16 protein-coding genes and 1 pseudogene are annotated in these 14,150 nt (G+C 72.9%); 8 read left to right on the forward strand and 9 right to left on the reverse strand.

The window, feature by feature from the left end; translation table 11 throughout:
- The first annotated feature begins 199 nt into the window (after nucleotides 1-199).
- From ACIQRW_RS03335 to ACIQRW_RS03345, 3 genes are all read left to right on the forward strand, one after another.
- Nucleotides 200-724: a sigma factor-like helix-turn-helix DNA-binding protein gene (locus ACIQRW_RS03335; protein WP_403753718.1), complete on the forward strand. Its 525-nt coding sequence runs from the start codon at nucleotides 200-202 to the stop codon at nucleotides 722-724.
- Complete coding sequence (locus ACIQRW_RS03340; protein ID WP_403753721.1) at nucleotides 721-978, forward strand: hypothetical protein; 258 nt, start codon at nucleotides 721-723, stop codon at nucleotides 976-978. Before ACIQRW_RS03335 ends, ACIQRW_RS03340 begins: the two co-directional genes overlap by 4 nt.
- Nucleotides 979-1,041: 63 nt before the next feature.
- Nucleotides 1,042-1,233, forward strand: a complete 192-nt coding sequence (locus ACIQRW_RS03345) for a DUF1059 domain-containing protein (protein WP_397920276.1) — start codon at nucleotides 1,042-1,044, stop codon at nucleotides 1,231-1,233.
- A gap of 64 nt (nucleotides 1,234-1,297) precedes the next feature.
- Here ACIQRW_RS03345 and ACIQRW_RS03350 read toward each other — a convergent pair whose 3' ends face one another.
- Nucleotides 1,298-2,443: a cystathionine gamma-synthase gene (locus ACIQRW_RS03350; protein WP_403753724.1), complete on the reverse strand. Its 1,146-nt coding sequence runs from the start codon at nucleotides 2,441-2,443 to the stop codon at nucleotides 1,298-1,300.
- A gap of 67 nt (nucleotides 2,444-2,510) precedes the next feature.
- Between ACIQRW_RS03350 and ACIQRW_RS03355 the strand changes: the two genes are divergently transcribed.
- Nucleotides 2,511-3,614 (forward strand): hypothetical protein, encoded by a 1,104-nt coding sequence (locus tag ACIQRW_RS03355; protein ID WP_403753727.1) that lies wholly within the window; start codon nucleotides 2,511-2,513, stop codon nucleotides 3,612-3,614.
- 351 nt (nucleotides 3,615-3,965) lie between these two features.
- Entirely contained in the window at nucleotides 3,966-4,631 is a 666-nt protein-coding gene (msrA, locus tag ACIQRW_RS03360) for a peptide-methionine (S)-S-oxide reductase MsrA (RefSeq protein ID WP_403753730.1), read from the forward strand.
- Here msrA and ACIQRW_RS03365 read toward each other — a convergent pair.
- A complete protein-coding gene (locus ACIQRW_RS03365; protein WP_403753732.1) occupies nucleotides 4,568-5,365 on the reverse strand; it encodes a TetR/AcrR family transcriptional regulator in 798 nt (265 codons plus the stop codon). The two genes, msrA and ACIQRW_RS03365, sit on opposite strands and share 64 nt — an antisense overlap.
- Nucleotides 5,366-5,484: 119 nt before the next feature.
- Between ACIQRW_RS03365 and ACIQRW_RS03370 the strand changes: the two genes are divergently transcribed.
- Nucleotides 5,485-6,399 (forward strand): alpha/beta fold hydrolase, encoded by a 915-nt coding sequence (locus tag ACIQRW_RS03370; RefSeq protein ID WP_403753734.1) that lies wholly within the window; start codon nucleotides 5,485-5,487, stop codon nucleotides 6,397-6,399.
- Between the two features lie 200 nt (nucleotides 6,400-6,599).
- Here the strand turns inward: ACIQRW_RS03370 and ACIQRW_RS03375 are convergent, their stop codons facing one another.
- The 4 genes from ACIQRW_RS03375 to ACIQRW_RS03390 all read right to left on the reverse strand — a co-directional run bounded on the left by ACIQRW_RS03375 (nucleotide 6,600) and on the right by ACIQRW_RS03390 (nucleotide 9,851).
- Nucleotides 6,600-7,052: a helix-turn-helix domain-containing protein gene (locus tag ACIQRW_RS03375; protein WP_403753736.1), complete on the reverse strand. Its 453-nt coding sequence runs from the start codon at nucleotides 7,050-7,052 to the stop codon at nucleotides 6,600-6,602.
- 150 nt (nucleotides 7,053-7,202) lie between these two features.
- Nucleotides 7,203-7,790, reverse strand: coding sequence for a hypothetical protein (locus ACIQRW_RS03380; protein ID WP_403753739.1), 588 nt, complete (start codon nucleotides 7,788-7,790; stop codon nucleotides 7,203-7,205).
- 153 nt (nucleotides 7,791-7,943) lie between these two features.
- Entirely contained in the window at nucleotides 7,944-9,332 is a 1,389-nt protein-coding gene (gene gdhA / locus ACIQRW_RS03385; RefSeq protein WP_403753742.1) for an NADP-specific glutamate dehydrogenase, read from the reverse strand.
- Between the two features lie 336 nt (nucleotides 9,333-9,668).
- Nucleotides 9,669-9,851 carry a hypothetical protein gene (locus ACIQRW_RS03390; protein ID WP_403753745.1) on the reverse strand — a complete coding sequence of 61 codons (183 nt, stop codon included), beginning with the start codon at nucleotides 9,849-9,851 and terminating at the stop codon, nucleotides 9,669-9,671.
- A 522-nt stretch (nucleotides 9,852-10,373) separates the two neighbouring features.
- On the opposite strand from ACIQRW_RS03390, the gene ACIQRW_RS03395 reads away from it, so the two are divergent.
- Nucleotides 10,374-10,823: an RDD family protein gene (locus ACIQRW_RS03395; protein WP_403754400.1), complete on the forward strand. Its 450-nt coding sequence runs from the start codon at nucleotides 10,374-10,376 to the stop codon at nucleotides 10,821-10,823.
- Between the two features lie 47 nt (nucleotides 10,824-10,870).
- Here the strand turns inward: ACIQRW_RS03395 and ACIQRW_RS03400 are convergent, their stop codons facing one another.
- The 3 genes from ACIQRW_RS03400 to ACIQRW_RS03410 all read right to left on the reverse strand — a co-directional run bounded on the left by ACIQRW_RS03400 (nucleotide 10,871) and on the right by ACIQRW_RS03410 (nucleotide 13,681).
- The gene (locus ACIQRW_RS03400) at nucleotides 10,871-11,038 is read right to left on the reverse strand and encodes a hypothetical protein (RefSeq protein WP_403753748.1); all 168 of its coding nucleotides are present in this window, start codon (nucleotides 11,036-11,038) and stop codon (nucleotides 10,871-10,873) included.
- A 190-nt stretch (nucleotides 11,039-11,228) separates the two neighbouring features.
- Complete coding sequence (locus ACIQRW_RS03405; RefSeq protein ID WP_403753751.1) at nucleotides 11,229-12,038, reverse strand: aminoglycoside N(3)-acetyltransferase; 810 nt, start codon at nucleotides 12,036-12,038, stop codon at nucleotides 11,229-11,231.
- 158 nt (nucleotides 12,039-12,196) lie between these two features.
- A complete protein-coding gene (locus ACIQRW_RS03410; protein ID WP_403753754.1) occupies nucleotides 12,197-13,681 on the reverse strand; it encodes an alpha/beta hydrolase in 1,485 nt (494 codons plus the stop codon).
- Nucleotides 13,682-13,927: 246 nt separating this feature from the next.
- On the opposite strand from ACIQRW_RS03410, the pseudogene ACIQRW_RS03415 reads away from it, so the two are divergent.
- A pseudogene (locus ACIQRW_RS03415) lies at nucleotides 13,928-14,029 on the forward strand (integrase); the annotation flags it as partial.
- Nucleotides 14,030-14,150: the final 121 nt, after the last annotated feature.

A 14,150-nucleotide genomic window follows, 5' to 3' on the forward strand; every position in this document is an offset into this window, starting at 1 on the left:
CGGGCCCCCCCCCCCCCCCCCCCCCCCCCCCCCCCCCCCCCCCCCCCCCCCCCCCCGCCGGGGGGCGCCCCCCTTCCCCCCCCCCCCCCCCCCCGCCGTTCTGCTGGGCGTCACCCCGGCCCTTCTCGGGCGCGCTTCCCCGCACCCGCCGCGTCCGGGCTCTTGACCGGAGCGGTGCGCCGGGGCTCGTATGTGGTCCATGGCAGAGCGGGCGACCCACCGGGACCGGCTCCGCGCCCTGGAGTTCGAGGCCTTCGTGGCGGGCGCGGGCGGTCGTCTGCTGCACACGGCGACGCTGCTCACCGGCGAACCGTCGCACCCGCCGGGCGCGTACGCGCGGGCCGAGCGGCTGCTGCACGCGGCGCTGGCCCGTACGTACGCCGACTGGGACGGACTGCGCGGCGGTGACCCCTACGACCTGGCCCGCCGGGAGCTGGCGCTCCGGTTCGCCCGGGAGGCCCGGCGCCACCAGCGGCCGCGCGGCGGTGCGCTGGACCGGCTGACCCCCGTCGAACGGCTCGTTCTCGTCCTGCGGGTGTACGAGGAGGTCGGCGAGGAGCAGACGGCGGCGCTGCTCGGGCTGCCGGGTGACCGGATCCGCGCGGTGTGCGCCCGGGCGGTGGCGACGCTGCGCGCGCCGCGGCGTGCCGCCGGTCCGGGGCGGGCGCCCTCGCACGGCACGGCCGGGCCGCGGCCGGCCCCGGGCTCCCGGGCGACGCCGTGAGCGCCGACCGCCGGGACCCGCGCGAGGAGCAGGTCCGCCGGATGCTGGACGGCCCGCACCCGGCCCTGCCGCCCGGCCTGGCCGCGCGGGCGGTACTGCGTGGCGGGCGCCGGCTGCGGCTGCGCCGGGCGGTGCGGCGGACGGGGCTCTGGCTGCTGGCCGTGGCGTTCGCGGCGTTCCTCGTCTGGGCCGGGGTCGAGCAGCCGTGGGAGACCGAGCCCGCGCAGGTCACTCCCCCGTTGGAGGGCTGGTGAGCCGTTGGGGTCCGGGGGCGACGCGCCTACGCTGGAGGGGTCGAGCGAGCCGAGGAGGCCGTGATGACCAGGAAGGTCGCGGACTGCCGCAACTATCCGAGCGAGACGAACTGCACCCTCACCATCTCCGGTGAGGAGGACGAGGTCGTCCGGGCCGCGAGCGAGCACGCCGCGTCGGTCCATGGGCACGAGGACGGTCCCGAACTGCGCGAGCAGGTCAGGGGCATGCTGGAGGACGAGAAGGTGGGCGTCTGACACGTGAAGGGCGCCCGCCGGTTCCGGCGGGCGCCCTCGTGTTCCGTGCTCCGGCTCCGAGGTGTCAGCCCAGCGCCTGGGTGAGGTCGGCGATCAGGTCGTCGCCGTTCTCGATGCCGACGGAGAGCCGCACCAGGTCGGCCGGGACCTCCAGCGGGGAGCCGGCGGCGGAGGCGTGCGTCATCCGGCCCGGGTGCTCCAGGAGGGACTCCACCCCGCCGAGGGATTCGCCGAGCGTGAAGAGCTTCGCCCGGTTGCAGACCTCGACCGCCGCTTCCTCGCCGCCCGCGACGCGGAAGGACACAATGCCGCCGAACGCCTTCATCTGCTTGGCGGCGACCTCGTGGCCGGGGTGCTCGGGCAGGCCCGGGTAGAGGACCTGGGAGACCTTGGGGTGCCGGGTCAGCAGGTCGGCGACCTTGGTGGCGTTCTCGGTGTGCCGGTCCATGCGGACGGCGAGGGTCTTGATGCCGCGCAGCACGAGCCAGGCGTCGAAGGGTCCGGCGACCGCGCCCATGGCGTTCTGGTGGTACGCCAGTTCCTCGGCGAGTTCCGGGTCGCTGACGACGAGCGCGCCGCCGACTACGTCGGAGTGGCCGCCCATGTACTTGGTGGTGGAGTGCACGACGACGTCGGCGCCGAGCGCGAGGGGCTGCTGGAGGTAGGGCGAGGCGAAGGTGTTGTCGACGACGAGGCGGGCCCCGGCCTGCCGGGCGACCTGCGCGACGGCGGCGATGTCGGTGATGCCGAGCAGCGGGTTGGACGGGGTCTCCACCCAGATCGCCTTGGTGCGCGGGGTGAGCGCGTCCCGTACGGCGGCCACGTCCGAGGTGTCGGCCACCGAGAACTCCACGCCCCACCGCGAGGCGACCTTCGCGAACAGCCGGAACGTGCCGCCGTAGGCGTCGTTCGGGATGACCACGTGGTCGCCGGGGGTCAGCAGCGTACGCAGGAGGCAGTCCTCGGCGGCGAGGCCGGAGGCGAAGGCGAGGCCGCGGCGGCCGCCTTCGAGGGCCGCGAGGTTCTCCTCCAGGGCGGTGCGGGTCGGGTTGGCGCTGCGGCTGTACTCGTAGCCGCCGCGCAGTCCGCCCACGCCGTCCTGCTTGTACGTGGAGACCTGGTAGATCGGCGGAACCACCGCGCCGGTGAGGGGGTCGGCGGTGTTCCCCGCGTGGATGGCGAGGGTTTCGAAGCTGTGCTGGTCGCTCATGAGGCCCGAGCGTAGTTCGTGGAGAGGGCCCTTACCGGCCACTCGCCGCTCCGGGGACAATGGGGTCATGGAGATTCTGTTGTTCCTGCTCGCGATGTGCATGTTCGCGGCGGTCATCGGCCCCTGGGTCATGCGCCGCCGGGGCGGTATCCGTCAGGTCGCCCCCGGTTCGCCGGACGCCGCCGACCCGGACACGTACGGCTTCGCCCGCCAGGAGGAGCTGGACGTCCGGATGCCCGGCCCCGACCAGGACCTCCTGGACGTGCTCGACGTCGTCCAGGGCACCCAGGACTGGCGGGCCGCCGCCCAGCTGCTCGCCGGGACGCCGAAGGACGGCGAGGTGCGCTGGCAGCGGATCCAGGCCTTCGCGGGCGCGGCCTCGCTGGAGCTGGCGCGGCGGCCCGGGGAGGGTGGCGCGTGGCTGCGGAACTGGCGCGCGGAGTCCCCGAAGGACGCGGGCGGTGCGGCGGTGCACGCGGAGTTCCTGGTGCAGCAGGCGTGGCGGTCCTCGGCGGCGGGGAGCGACGACTTCCGGATCATCCTGGAGGAGGCCCGTACGGTCTGCGGCGAGGCGGCCCTCCTCGCGCCGGGCGACCCCGTCCCGTACATCGTGGAGCTGGCGGTGGCCCGGGGGCTCGGCTACACCCCCGAGCAGTTCGACCAGCTCTGGGCGAAGATCATCGACCGGGCTCCGGCCCACATGGGCGCGCACATCGCGGCGCTGCACTTCCACTGCGAGAAGTGGCACGGTTCGCGCGAGGACGCCGAGGCCTTCGCCACGGCCGCCGCCGCCCGCGCCCCGCGGGGTTCGCTGCTGGCCGCGCTGCCGCTGTTCGCGGTGTACGAGCACCTGCCGGAGGTCAACCTCGTGCAGGGCTTCTACCGGGGCCAGGTGGTCACCAAGGCGGTCGAGGGCGCGATGTTCGCGGTGCACGCGGCCCGCCCGGACGACCCGATGCTGGCCCATGTCCGCCACCTCCTGGTGCTGTTCCTGGTCCACATGGAGCGCTGGTCGGAGGCGATGCACCAGCTGATCCGGATCGACGGTCACGTGGGCGCGCTGCCGTGGACGGCGGACGCGGACCCGGCCGCGCAGTACACGGTCTACCGGGCGCTGGCGGTCGCCGGCTACGAGGCGAACGGCGGCAGCCCGGCGACGCTGCCGCACTGACCGCTTCCGTGAAGGATCACGGCCCGGCGGGCGCGGGGCCGGGAGCCCGGCCGGCCGCCGTGTTCAGCAGCGCACCTGGTGCGGGACGCGGCGCGGGGCCCGGCCGACCTCCGTGGTCACCAGCGCACCGGCGACAAGCGCCGCGCCCGCCGCCGTGACGCCGATACGGTCCGCGACCAGCCCGCCGGCCGGCGCCCCGAGCGCGAGGATGCCGCGACGGCCGGATGAACGGCAGGGGCGGAAACCCAGCCCCAGCCCCGGCCCCGGCGCTCGGCCCCGGCGCGCCCAGGAATCCCGACGGCCGGTCCCGTGTTGTACGTACCGAACACCGACCCCCGGAGGAGCCCCCGCATGTTCCTGAACCACCGCACCCCCGAGCTCCCCACCCCGGAGCAGGCCCTGCGCGGCCGCCCCGTCCCCGAATTCACCGTCCCCTCCCGCCACACGGTCCTCGGTAACCCGCTGGTGGGCCCGTATCCGGAAGGCCTGGAGGTGGCGGACTTCGCGCTGGGCTGTTTCTGGGGTGCGGAGCGGAAGTTCTGGCAGACCGAGGGCGTCTGGACGACGCTCGTCGGCTACCAGGGCGGCTACACGGAGAACCCCTCGTACGAGGAGGCCTGCTCGGGTCTGACCGGGCACACGGAGGCGGTACGCGTGGTCTTCGACCCGGCCGTCGTCACGTACGAGGAGCTGCTGAGGCTCTTCTGGGAGTCGCACAATCCGACCCAGGGCTTCCGCCAGGGCAACGACGTGGGCACCCAGTACCGCTCCGCGGTCTACACCCACTCCCCCGCCCAGGCGGCGGCCGCCGACGCCTCCCGAGCGGCGTACCAGAAGGTTTTGACAGCCTCGGGCCACAAGGAGATCACCACGGAGATCCTCCCGGCCGAGGGCCGCCCGTTCTGGCCGGCGGAGGCGTACCACCAGCAGTACCTGGACAAGAACCCCGGCGGCTACTGCGGCATCGGCGGGACGGGCGTCTCGTGCCCGATCGGTGTGGCCCCGGTCGAGGGCTGATCCCCGGGCCCGGGCCCTACCTTCCCCTCCCCGTCCTCCTCCCCCTGGCCGAGCATCGCCGGAAGCAGCCGCCGCAGCAGCGTAACGAACAGGGCGTCCCGGTCGGCCGGCGGTGCGCCGGCCGAGGTGAGGGCGGCGAGCAGGTGCGGGTGGCGGCCCTCGGCGGCGACGGCGGCCAGGTGGGCCGCCTGGGCGGACGGGTCGCCGCCGCCCGTCGCGCCGGTCGCCCGGCGGGCGAAGAGAACGGCCAGGCCGCCGAGGAGGCCGATGGCCTCCAGCTTCTGCCCGGCGGTGCCCGGCGCGGGGGCCAGAATCCCGAGCGCGTGGTCGAGGTAGTCGATCGCGTGCGGGCCCAGCACCTCGCCGCGCCGGTCGTTCAGATCGGCCAGCCACGGGTGCCGGACGTGCGCGTCCCTGGACTGGAGGGCCAGGCCGACGAGATCGTCCAGCCAGTCGCCGCCGGTGGACCCGGAGAGGTCCAGTTCGCCCGCGACCGCGTCCGCCATGAGGTCCAGCAGCTCGTCCCGGCTCCCCACGTAGCGGTAGAGCGAGGCGGGCCCCGTGCCCAGCCGCTGCGCGAGCGCGCGCATCGACACGGCCGCCAGGCCCTCCGCGTCGGCGAGGGCGAGGGCCGCCGCCGTGATCTGGGTGCGGCTCCGTTCGGGTGCGGGGCCGCGCGCACCCCGCTCGGGGCGTGACCAGACGGTCGTCGGCGGGGTCTCGCGATCGGCCACGGTCCGCCACCTTCCTCTCAGGCCCCTGTCCGGGGTCCGGAACTGGCTGTAGTCTAATACTGCGAACATCGTTCGCAGTATTCGTACGCAGCACTTTCGTCCCCCTGGAGGAGCCCGCCATGACCTGGACCGAACGCCGCTTCGCCCGCAACGGTGCGGTCGAGCTCGCCCACGACCGGCTCCAGGAGGGCACGGGCGGCGAACCACTGCTCCTGGTGATGGGGCTCGCGGTCTCCCGGCACTGGTGGCCCGGGGAGCTGTGCGCGGCCTTCGCCGACGCCGGATTCGATGTCGCCCGCTACGACCAGCGGGACGCGGGCGAGTCCACCCTGCTGCCGAAGCGCACCGCTCGGGGCAACCCCTTCGCCGCCCTGGCCGTCGGCCGCGGCGCCGCCTACACCGCAGAGGACATGGCCGACGACGCGGTCGCCGTCATGGACGCGCTCGGCTGGGAGTCGGCCCACATCTTCGGGCAGTCGTTGGGCGGCGTCGTCGCCCAGCGTGTCGCCCTGCGCCACCCGGGCCGGGTGCGCACGCTCACGTCGTCCGCCGCGCTCCCCAGCGATGTCGGCGGGCTGGGAGCCTTCCGCCATCTACGGCTCGGCACGCTCGCGAAGTTCGCGCGCATCAAGCCCGCCCGGAACCGGGAGGAGCGGATCGCGGCCGGGCTCGCGGTGGCCCGGCTCGTCGCGTCGCCCGGCTACCCGTTCGACGAGACGGAGGCCCTGGAGCGGATCACCGCCGACGTGGACACCGGCATCGCCGACCCGGACGCCCAGTCCCGCCAGATCGGGGCGCCCTGGAACGGCCCGTCCCTGGCCGAACTGCGCGTCCCCGCGCTGGTGCTGCACGGCACGGACGACCCGGTGCTCAAGCCCTCCGCGGGCCGGGCCACCGCCGCCGCGATCCGCGACGCGAGGCTCGTCCTCCAGCCGGGCGTCGGCCATGACATCCCGCGCGAACGGCACACCGCCGTCGCGGCCGAGGTGCGGGCACTCGCGGACCGGGGAGCCCGGGTCGACGACCGCCCGTAACGGACCTCCCCGGGTCCGACGGCTCCGCGCAACGGCCCTCCCGGGCCCCATCGGCTCCGCACAACGGCCTTCCCCTGGTCCGACCGGCTCCGCGTACCAGCCCTCCCCCGGTTCAGACGACCGCACGCAACGCCCCCGGGGCCGGCGACCCCGTAACGACGCCCCTCGGGGCAGGCAACCGCGTAACACGCGCCCTTGGGTCAGGCGGCCAGCAGCACGCCACCCATCGGGCCCGACGGGCGCATCGCGCCGACCGAACCCGCCGGACCGGTCGACCGCACGGACCGGCGTCCGCCGGCCGGGCTCGACCCGAGCGAACGCGACCGGGACCGCGCGGCCGCGAGGCTGATCAGCCGCTCCCCCGCCAGCGCCAGGACGTCGGCAAGGCTCAGGCCGAGCGCCTGGGCCGCGGCGGCCAGCACCTCCGAGGAGGCCTCCTTGAGACCCCGCTCCACCTCGGAGAGATACGGCATGGAGATCCGGGCCGCCTCGGCGACCTCCTTCAACGTCCGCCCCTGGGCCTGGCGTTCGCGGCGCAGCACCTCCCCGACGAGGTCGCGCCAGAGCGGCTCCCGGGGCAGAGCCGGGGAGGCGGCCGCCGGGAGCGGGCGCAGAGGGATCACGTCGGCCTGGTTCGTCACTCGGATGCTCACCGTCCCCAGCCTAGGAGCGCGACGCCGCCCCGGCACGGGTCGAACGTTGCGCTCCGGGCGGATCTGCTGCTGGCGAAGTCGCGTGACAGACAGCCGGAACCGGGAGACGGCTGGTTCGGGCGGTTCGGCCGGTTCGGGGACGATGCGTACTCACCTGCCGACAGTGGCGGTTCGACGCCCGGCGACGACGGCGGTTCGACGCCGGTAGTAGGCGATCGCGAGGACGATGGTGATGGGCCCCCACGCGGCGACGGGGGTGACGCACACCGTCGCCAGTGCCTGCCAGGCGCCGTTGGCGTATTCGATGGACTCGATGACACCGAACAGGCCGAGATGGCGACCGCCGCCGATGGGGATGGCGGTGAACAGCAGGGTGAGGACGAGGCCGCCGAGGACGGCGGGGACGACGGCCGCCATCGGCCGGACGCGTCTGCCACCGATGACCGGTATCCAGGCGGGCACCACCTCGCCCCAGCCCCGGACCAGCCCGATGGTCATGATCGCGGTCGCTTCCGTCAGCACGCTGAGCCCGAGGACGTACGGAATGCTCAGCCAGTAGGCGGGCATACCGATCCCCTGGACCTGCCCCATCTCGAAGTGCAGAGCGAAGGGCAGCCGCCACAGGCACGACGGCAGCAGAATCAGCGGAAGCGCGTAGGCCAGGCGCATCGCCCAGCGCGGAACGGGCCGCTCGGTGTCACTGACGGACGGAGGCCGGTGAAGGATCTTCAACTTCATGACTCCACCCTCGCGGAGCAGCCACGACGAGTAATCCCCCGCGCGAGCCAACCCGCTCCCCCGCCCGGGGGAGACCGCACCTGGCAGCCTCGCCCGAGCGGGGCAGCGGTTCCGGCGGCGACCACGTCGCCACCGGCGCCTCGCCCCGTACGGTCAGATCAGACCCTGCGCCAGCATCGCGTCCGCGACCAGCTCGAAGCCCGCGATGTTCGCGCCCACCACGTAGTTGCCGGGGCTGCCGTACCGCTCGGCGGTCGTGTAGCAGGAGTCGTGGATGTGCCGCATGATCTCGGCGAGCCGCTCCTCGGTGTGGGAGAAGGTCCACGAGTCCCGGGACGCGTTCTGCTGCATCTCCAGCGCGCTCGTCGCGACCCCGCCCGCGTTGGCCGCCTTGCCGGGGGCGAAGGCGACGCCCGCCTCCTGGAACACCCGGACCGCCTCCGGAGTGGTGGGCATGTTGGCGCCCTCCGCGACCGCCTTGACCCCGTTGCGCACGAGCTCCAGCGCGTCGGCCTCGTGGAGTTCGTTCTGCGTGGCACAGGGCAGGGCCACGTCCACGGGGACCGACCACACCCCCGTACCGGGGACGAACCGGGCGTGCGCGCCGCGCCGTTCGGCGTACTCCGAGACCCGGCCCCGGCCGGCCTCCTTGATCTCCTTGAGGAGGGCGAGGTCGATGCCCTTCTCGTCGACGACGTAGCCGCTGGAGTCCGAGCAGGTCACCACGGTCGCGCCGAGCTGCTGGGCCTTCTCGACCGCGTAGATGGCCACGTTGCCGGAGCCGGAGACCGCGACGGTCTGGCCCTCCAGCGACTCGCCACGGCTGCGCAGCATCTCGGCGGTGAACAGGACCGTGCCGTAGCCGGTGGCCTCCGTACGGGCCTGCGCGCCGCCCCAGCCGAGGCCCTTGCCGGTGAGGACGCCGGACTCGTAACGGTTGGTGATCCGCTTGTACTGGCCGAAGAGGTAGCCGATCTCGCGGCCGCCCACGCCGATGTCACCGGCCGGGACGTCGGTGTACTCCCCCAGGTGACGGTGGAGTTCGGTCATGAAGGACTGGCAGAACCGCATGATCTCGGCGTCGGACCGCCCCTTGGGGTCGAAGTCCGCGCCGCCCTTGCCACCGCCGATGGGCATGCCGGTGAGGGCGTTCTTGAAGATCTGCTCGAAGCCGAGGAACTTCACGATGCCGAGGTTGACCGAGGGGTGGAAGCGCAGCCCGCCCTTGTAGGGGCCGAGCGAGCTGGAGAACTCCACCCGGAAGCCGCGGTTGACGTGGATGTCGCCGGAGTCGTCCGACCACGGCACCCGGAAGATCAGCTGGCGCTCGGGCTCGCATATGCGCTCGATGATGCGCGCGTCGATGAACTCGGGGCGCTGGGTCAGCACCGGCCCGAGCGTCTCCAGGACCTCGCGGACCGCCTGGTGGAACTCCTGCTCACCCTGGTTGCGGCGCAGGATCTCGGCGTAGAGCGGCTCGATGACGCGGGCCGCGGCATCGTGCGTGCGGGTGGAGTCGGGCGAGTCGGGGATGACCGGCATCTGATCAAGACCTTCCGTGGTCGGCTCGTGCGCGTCGACGCCCCCGCCCCGGGGAGCGCCACCGGTCCGCCTCCCCCGCCGGAGCCCCATGGACTCCTTCCCGGGAGGACCACGCGGCCGACGCCCGGCAGGGTGATGCGCAGGACCGTCGTACGGTCCGATTCTCCCGTGCGGCCCGATGATCTTCGAGGACCATCCATATATTGGCCATGATCAGCCGTTTTGATCAGCGCCCGGACCGTCGCACAGGCCCCCTGATCAGGCCCGATCCAGCGTTCCGAGCGGCCCGCGCGGCTCGGACCCACGGGCCCTGCCCCGCCCCCCGAGTGGTCAAGGTCACATTCCGGATCGGCTCTCGCGTGAGTCTCGCAGCATCCAGAGCCCGGCCCCGGAGGCGAGCACGACCACGCCCGAGACGACGCTCAGGGCTACTTCGAGGCCGTTCCTGTCGACCGCGAAACTGAGAAAGACGTTGGCGACGAGCGCGGCGGACAGGACGAGCCAGAGCAAGGACTTCATGACGGGATGCCTCCGTGGTCGGTGATGCGTCCAGCCTGTCGGCCGGGGCGCCCCGTGAGGAGGGAGCGGGCCCCCGTATCGGGGTACAGCAGGCTGCACCCCGCGCCCGCGAGCGGGCGGACGGCGCGGACCGGGAGCGAGCAGGGCCATGGACCGGGCCGCGGGAAAGGCGCGCGCGTGCGGCCGGTGGAAGGCAACCGTAATGTCCCCCTGAAAACAACGCCGGGGCACCGGAGTTACCCGTCAGGAACGGGGACACCCCGCCTGACGATCAGTCATGATGCCCCCATGACGAAGCCGCAGGGGCGTCGAAGAGGACAGCCTCCTGACGAATTACGGGCGCTGTACGGCGCGCGCCGGACCGGAAGCGGCACCGCTCGGCCCCGGCCGGCCCCGCCCGCGGCACCGGGCCCGCCGTACGGCGACTCGCTCCCTCGGGCGGCGTATCCGGCGTACGCCCGCTCGGCGTATCCCGCCCCCGCGCCCCGGGGGCAGCCGCGCGTTCCCAAGGGCACGGGCGACATGCGGCGCTACCTGGCGGTCGGCCTCGACAGCTACCTGTGCCTGCTGGCCGTCGGACTCCTGGTGCGGTCCTGCCTGAACTCGGGCGGGACGGGGCACGCGGTCGCCCTGCTGGCCGTCCAGTTGGTCACGCTGTCGTTCGCCAACCAGGTGCTGCTGACAATGGCCGTCCGGGCGAGCGCCGGAAAGCTGATCATGGGGGTCCGGGTGATCCGGCTGCCCGACGCGGGGAGGCCGGGATTCCGCCTGCTGGTGCGGCGCTGGCTGTACGGGCTCCTCTGGCTGCCACGCCAGCCCTGGCACCGGCTCCGCGGCCCGGCGGCGGCCGACGCCCCCGACAGGGCCCCGGGCCGCCACTCCGAGGCGCCCGAGGACCTCGCGGGGGTGCGCCAGGTCCGGCGCAGCGATCTGCGGTCGTACCGGGCGGCGATGCAGGCGCGTACGGACTGAGCCTGCCCCGTCGAACCTTCGGGTGAGAGGGCTCCCCAGTCTCCCCTTCAGCGCCAGTCGCCGACGATCCAGGCGACGAGGCGGGGGTCGGCGGTATACGGGTCGCACTGGGCGATCACGCTGGTCGAGACGAGATCGGAGGTGACGACGTGCCCGATGTCGCGGGCCGCGCGGGTGAAGCCGTCGGAGAAGTCCCCGGGTTCCCCGATCGTCATCGGCTCATCGAACGCAGCAGGCGGTTCATCGTGGCAGCCGACATGGGGGAGAGGCTGACCGAGGTACCAACCGCAGACGAAGACGGCGTACAGGGCGGCGGTGGCACCCAGGCGGCGCGGAGATATCCAGCTTATCCAGTGAGACACCTGCCGGAGTGTTCCACGAACCGGGTGACGAGGAACGCGGTGGTCAGACCCTGGCGGCACGCGGCCGATGCCCGGCGAGCCACCCCTCGGCGTAGGCAACCGCTTCAGCCAGTCCGAACAAGTGGCCCACAGCACCGCCGACTTCTCCTCTGACCACCGTGTTGTCCCTCTCGAAGGCCGCCCCCAGCTCATCGAAGCGGTCGTCGGAGACCGCGGTGTCGCGCACCGTCATCCAACGGCGGCCCTGGGCGGTCATGACCGCGAAGGAGTTGTCGACCTTGAGCCCTGGAATCCGGTATTCGGCAAGGTGAAACGCCGTACACGACGCGAAGTCCGTGCCCAGGAGCAGGATCCGCGCTCCGTGCTCCTCGAGCCGTGCGAGGGGGCTTCGTTCGCCGAGCCGGCAGTCGAGCGCGTGGCCGTCCACGATGTCGGCGGCACGCGGCCCGACGGCGGCGAAGGACGTCTGCGGATGGCGGCTGCGGAGTGCGCCCGGCCAGGTCCGGACGGTCTCCGGGACCACACCGACGCCAAGGGTGGGTGTGATGCGCGCGTCGAAGGGCGGCATCGCCGCACGGATGTCCGCCCACCAGGCCTCGGGCACGGGCCGGTTACCCCAGCCCGCCGGATCCGAGTTGTTTCCCGAGTGCGTCGGTACGACCAGGGTTCCCTCGTCGCCGAGAACATCGAGCAGGGCCATGACGACGGCAAGGGGACCGCCGCAGACCCAGCCGAGCGAACTGAGGGAGGAGTGCACCAGGAGCGTTTCACCCGACTTCAGGCCAAGCGCCCGCAGGTCCGAGGCGAGCGAATCACGCGTACACAGCGGGCCGGTCGCGGCTTTGGGAGGCATGATCGCTCAGTGTCCTGGCCCTACGGCTACCGCACCACAGGTTTTCCGGGCCGTCTCCGCACGAGTGGTTGGACGGTCGCGGTCGGCCAAGGCCCGAACGCGTCACCACCGCCTTCCTACCGGATCCGCCTCACAGACGGATCCGGATCGGCGAGCTGTCAGAGAGACACCGCGGGGCAGCTCGTGCCCCGTGCCGGGACTGCCAGGTCCGTGAGGTAGCTGTCCACCGCGTCTTTCATGCAGGGGCCGCTAGTGATGCTGCCATGACCGTGGCCCTCGTAGGTGAGGAGCACGCCGCTGCGGCCGAGTTGGCGGGCCACCGAGACCGCCCAGTCGTACCCGGTGGCGGGGTCGTGCAGCGCGTTGGACAGCAGGATCGGTGGTGCACCGTGTACGCGCAGGCGGTGCTGCGGGTTGGCGGTCGGAGCGCCCAGGCACGCCGCTGTCATGTGGATCGGCAGCAGGTAGGGCAGGTCGGGCGCGGTCCTGTTCATCAGGGAGACGAGCGAGGCGTACTCCTGGTAGTCGCGCACCGGCAGGCGCCAGTCGGAGCAGAAGACCGGGGTGGCGAGAGGCAACGGCACCACCGAGGTGGGCGACGGGGGCAGTGGCGCACTCGCGTCCATACGCGCGATCTCCGTGGCCAAGCCCGCGTAGTCGGCCGAGTAGAACTTCCGGAACGCGATTCTGTTGACCAGGTACGACGAGGACAACGCGGTGCCCGGCTTCGCGGGGTTCTCCAACTGGCCACGCCCGGCCCGGTCCAACAGGCCGCGCCAGACGGCTCGGACGTCGCGACCGCGCAACGCGCAGCCGACAGCGCCATCACACCACTTCACGAACTCCCGGAAGGAATCATCCGCCGTGGCCGCCTCGGACCGCAGGAAGTCACGGGTGGTCGGGACGCTGTGGTCCATGACGCTCTCCAGCACCATCGCGCGCACGCGGCGCGGGTACGTCTCGGCGTACTGTGCCCCGAGCAGCGTGCCGTACGAACTGCCGTGGAAGGTCAGCTTCCGCTCGCCGAGGGCGGCCCGGAGAGCGTCCAGGTCCCGGACCGTCTGGGCCGTGTCGAGGTGGTCGAACACCGGGCCGGTACGGGCCCGGCAATCGGCGCGGAGCCGCTCGTTGTACGCCATGGTGGCGTCGAAGTCCGCCTGGCTCCTCAGCTCCGGCGACGGCCGCTCGGCAAGCAGGTCGCTGGAGCAGTCCACCGGGTTGCTGCCGCCCACACCACGCGGGTCGAAGCTGACGATGTCGAAGCTGCGGCGGACCTCGGGGCTGAACCGGCTGATGTTCCCGACCACCATCGCTACACCCGAATCGCCCGGCCCGCCGGGGCCGAACACCATCGAGCCAACGCGTGCGCCGGGTTCGGTGGCCTGGCGGCGGGCCACGGCCAGGTCAAGTTTCGGCCCGTCAGGACGGGCCCAGTCCACCGGCACCGAAAGGGTGGCGCACTCGGCTCCCGGCTTCGTCGCGGCGTCACACGGTGCCCATCGCAGCGACTCGGCGGCAGGCGGCGACGCCTGAACCACGGGAGCGGCGGCCAGGCCGGTGGTGACGGCCATGACGACTCCCGCGGCCATGGCCGTGCCCCGCGCGGCGATGCCCCGCAGTGCGGATCTCCCCCTGAACAGCATGGATCCTCCTCGTGAAGAGAGCGGTTGTTCCAGGCGTGCGGACCCGGCCGGGGCACCCTCGTCACGCTAGGTGCGCTGTCGCCGCCGTGGTGCCTCTGTCAGGGGTTTATCCGGGGCGGGCGGGGGGGGCGCTCAGGGTCGGTGCACGGACGCCGCCCCCGAACCGTGCACGTCGGTACGGCCATGGGTGTTGCCGCATGGTGGGTCGGCACGGCGAAGCGCCCGGCCGGGACGTCAGCCCCCTACGCACGCCACCCCGACGTACTCGCCGCACAACGCCGAGAACGCTCCCGCATCCGCAGCGAGAAGGGCATCCGATGGGGCGGCAGACCAGCCCTCGCAGCGTGATCAAGAGCGGTTCAAGCCTTCCTGGCTAGTGTGATGCGCCAGAAATCCTGAGGGTTAGTTCTGCTCTGTTTTCTGGCCGGTGGTTCCGACCTTGGTGAGGTAGTCGGCGAGAGAGTTGAGG

Source organism: Streptomyces sp. NPDC091287 (assembly GCF_044768525.1).
Taxonomy (GTDB): Bacteria; Actinomycetota; Actinomycetes; order Streptomycetales; family Streptomycetaceae; genus Streptomyces.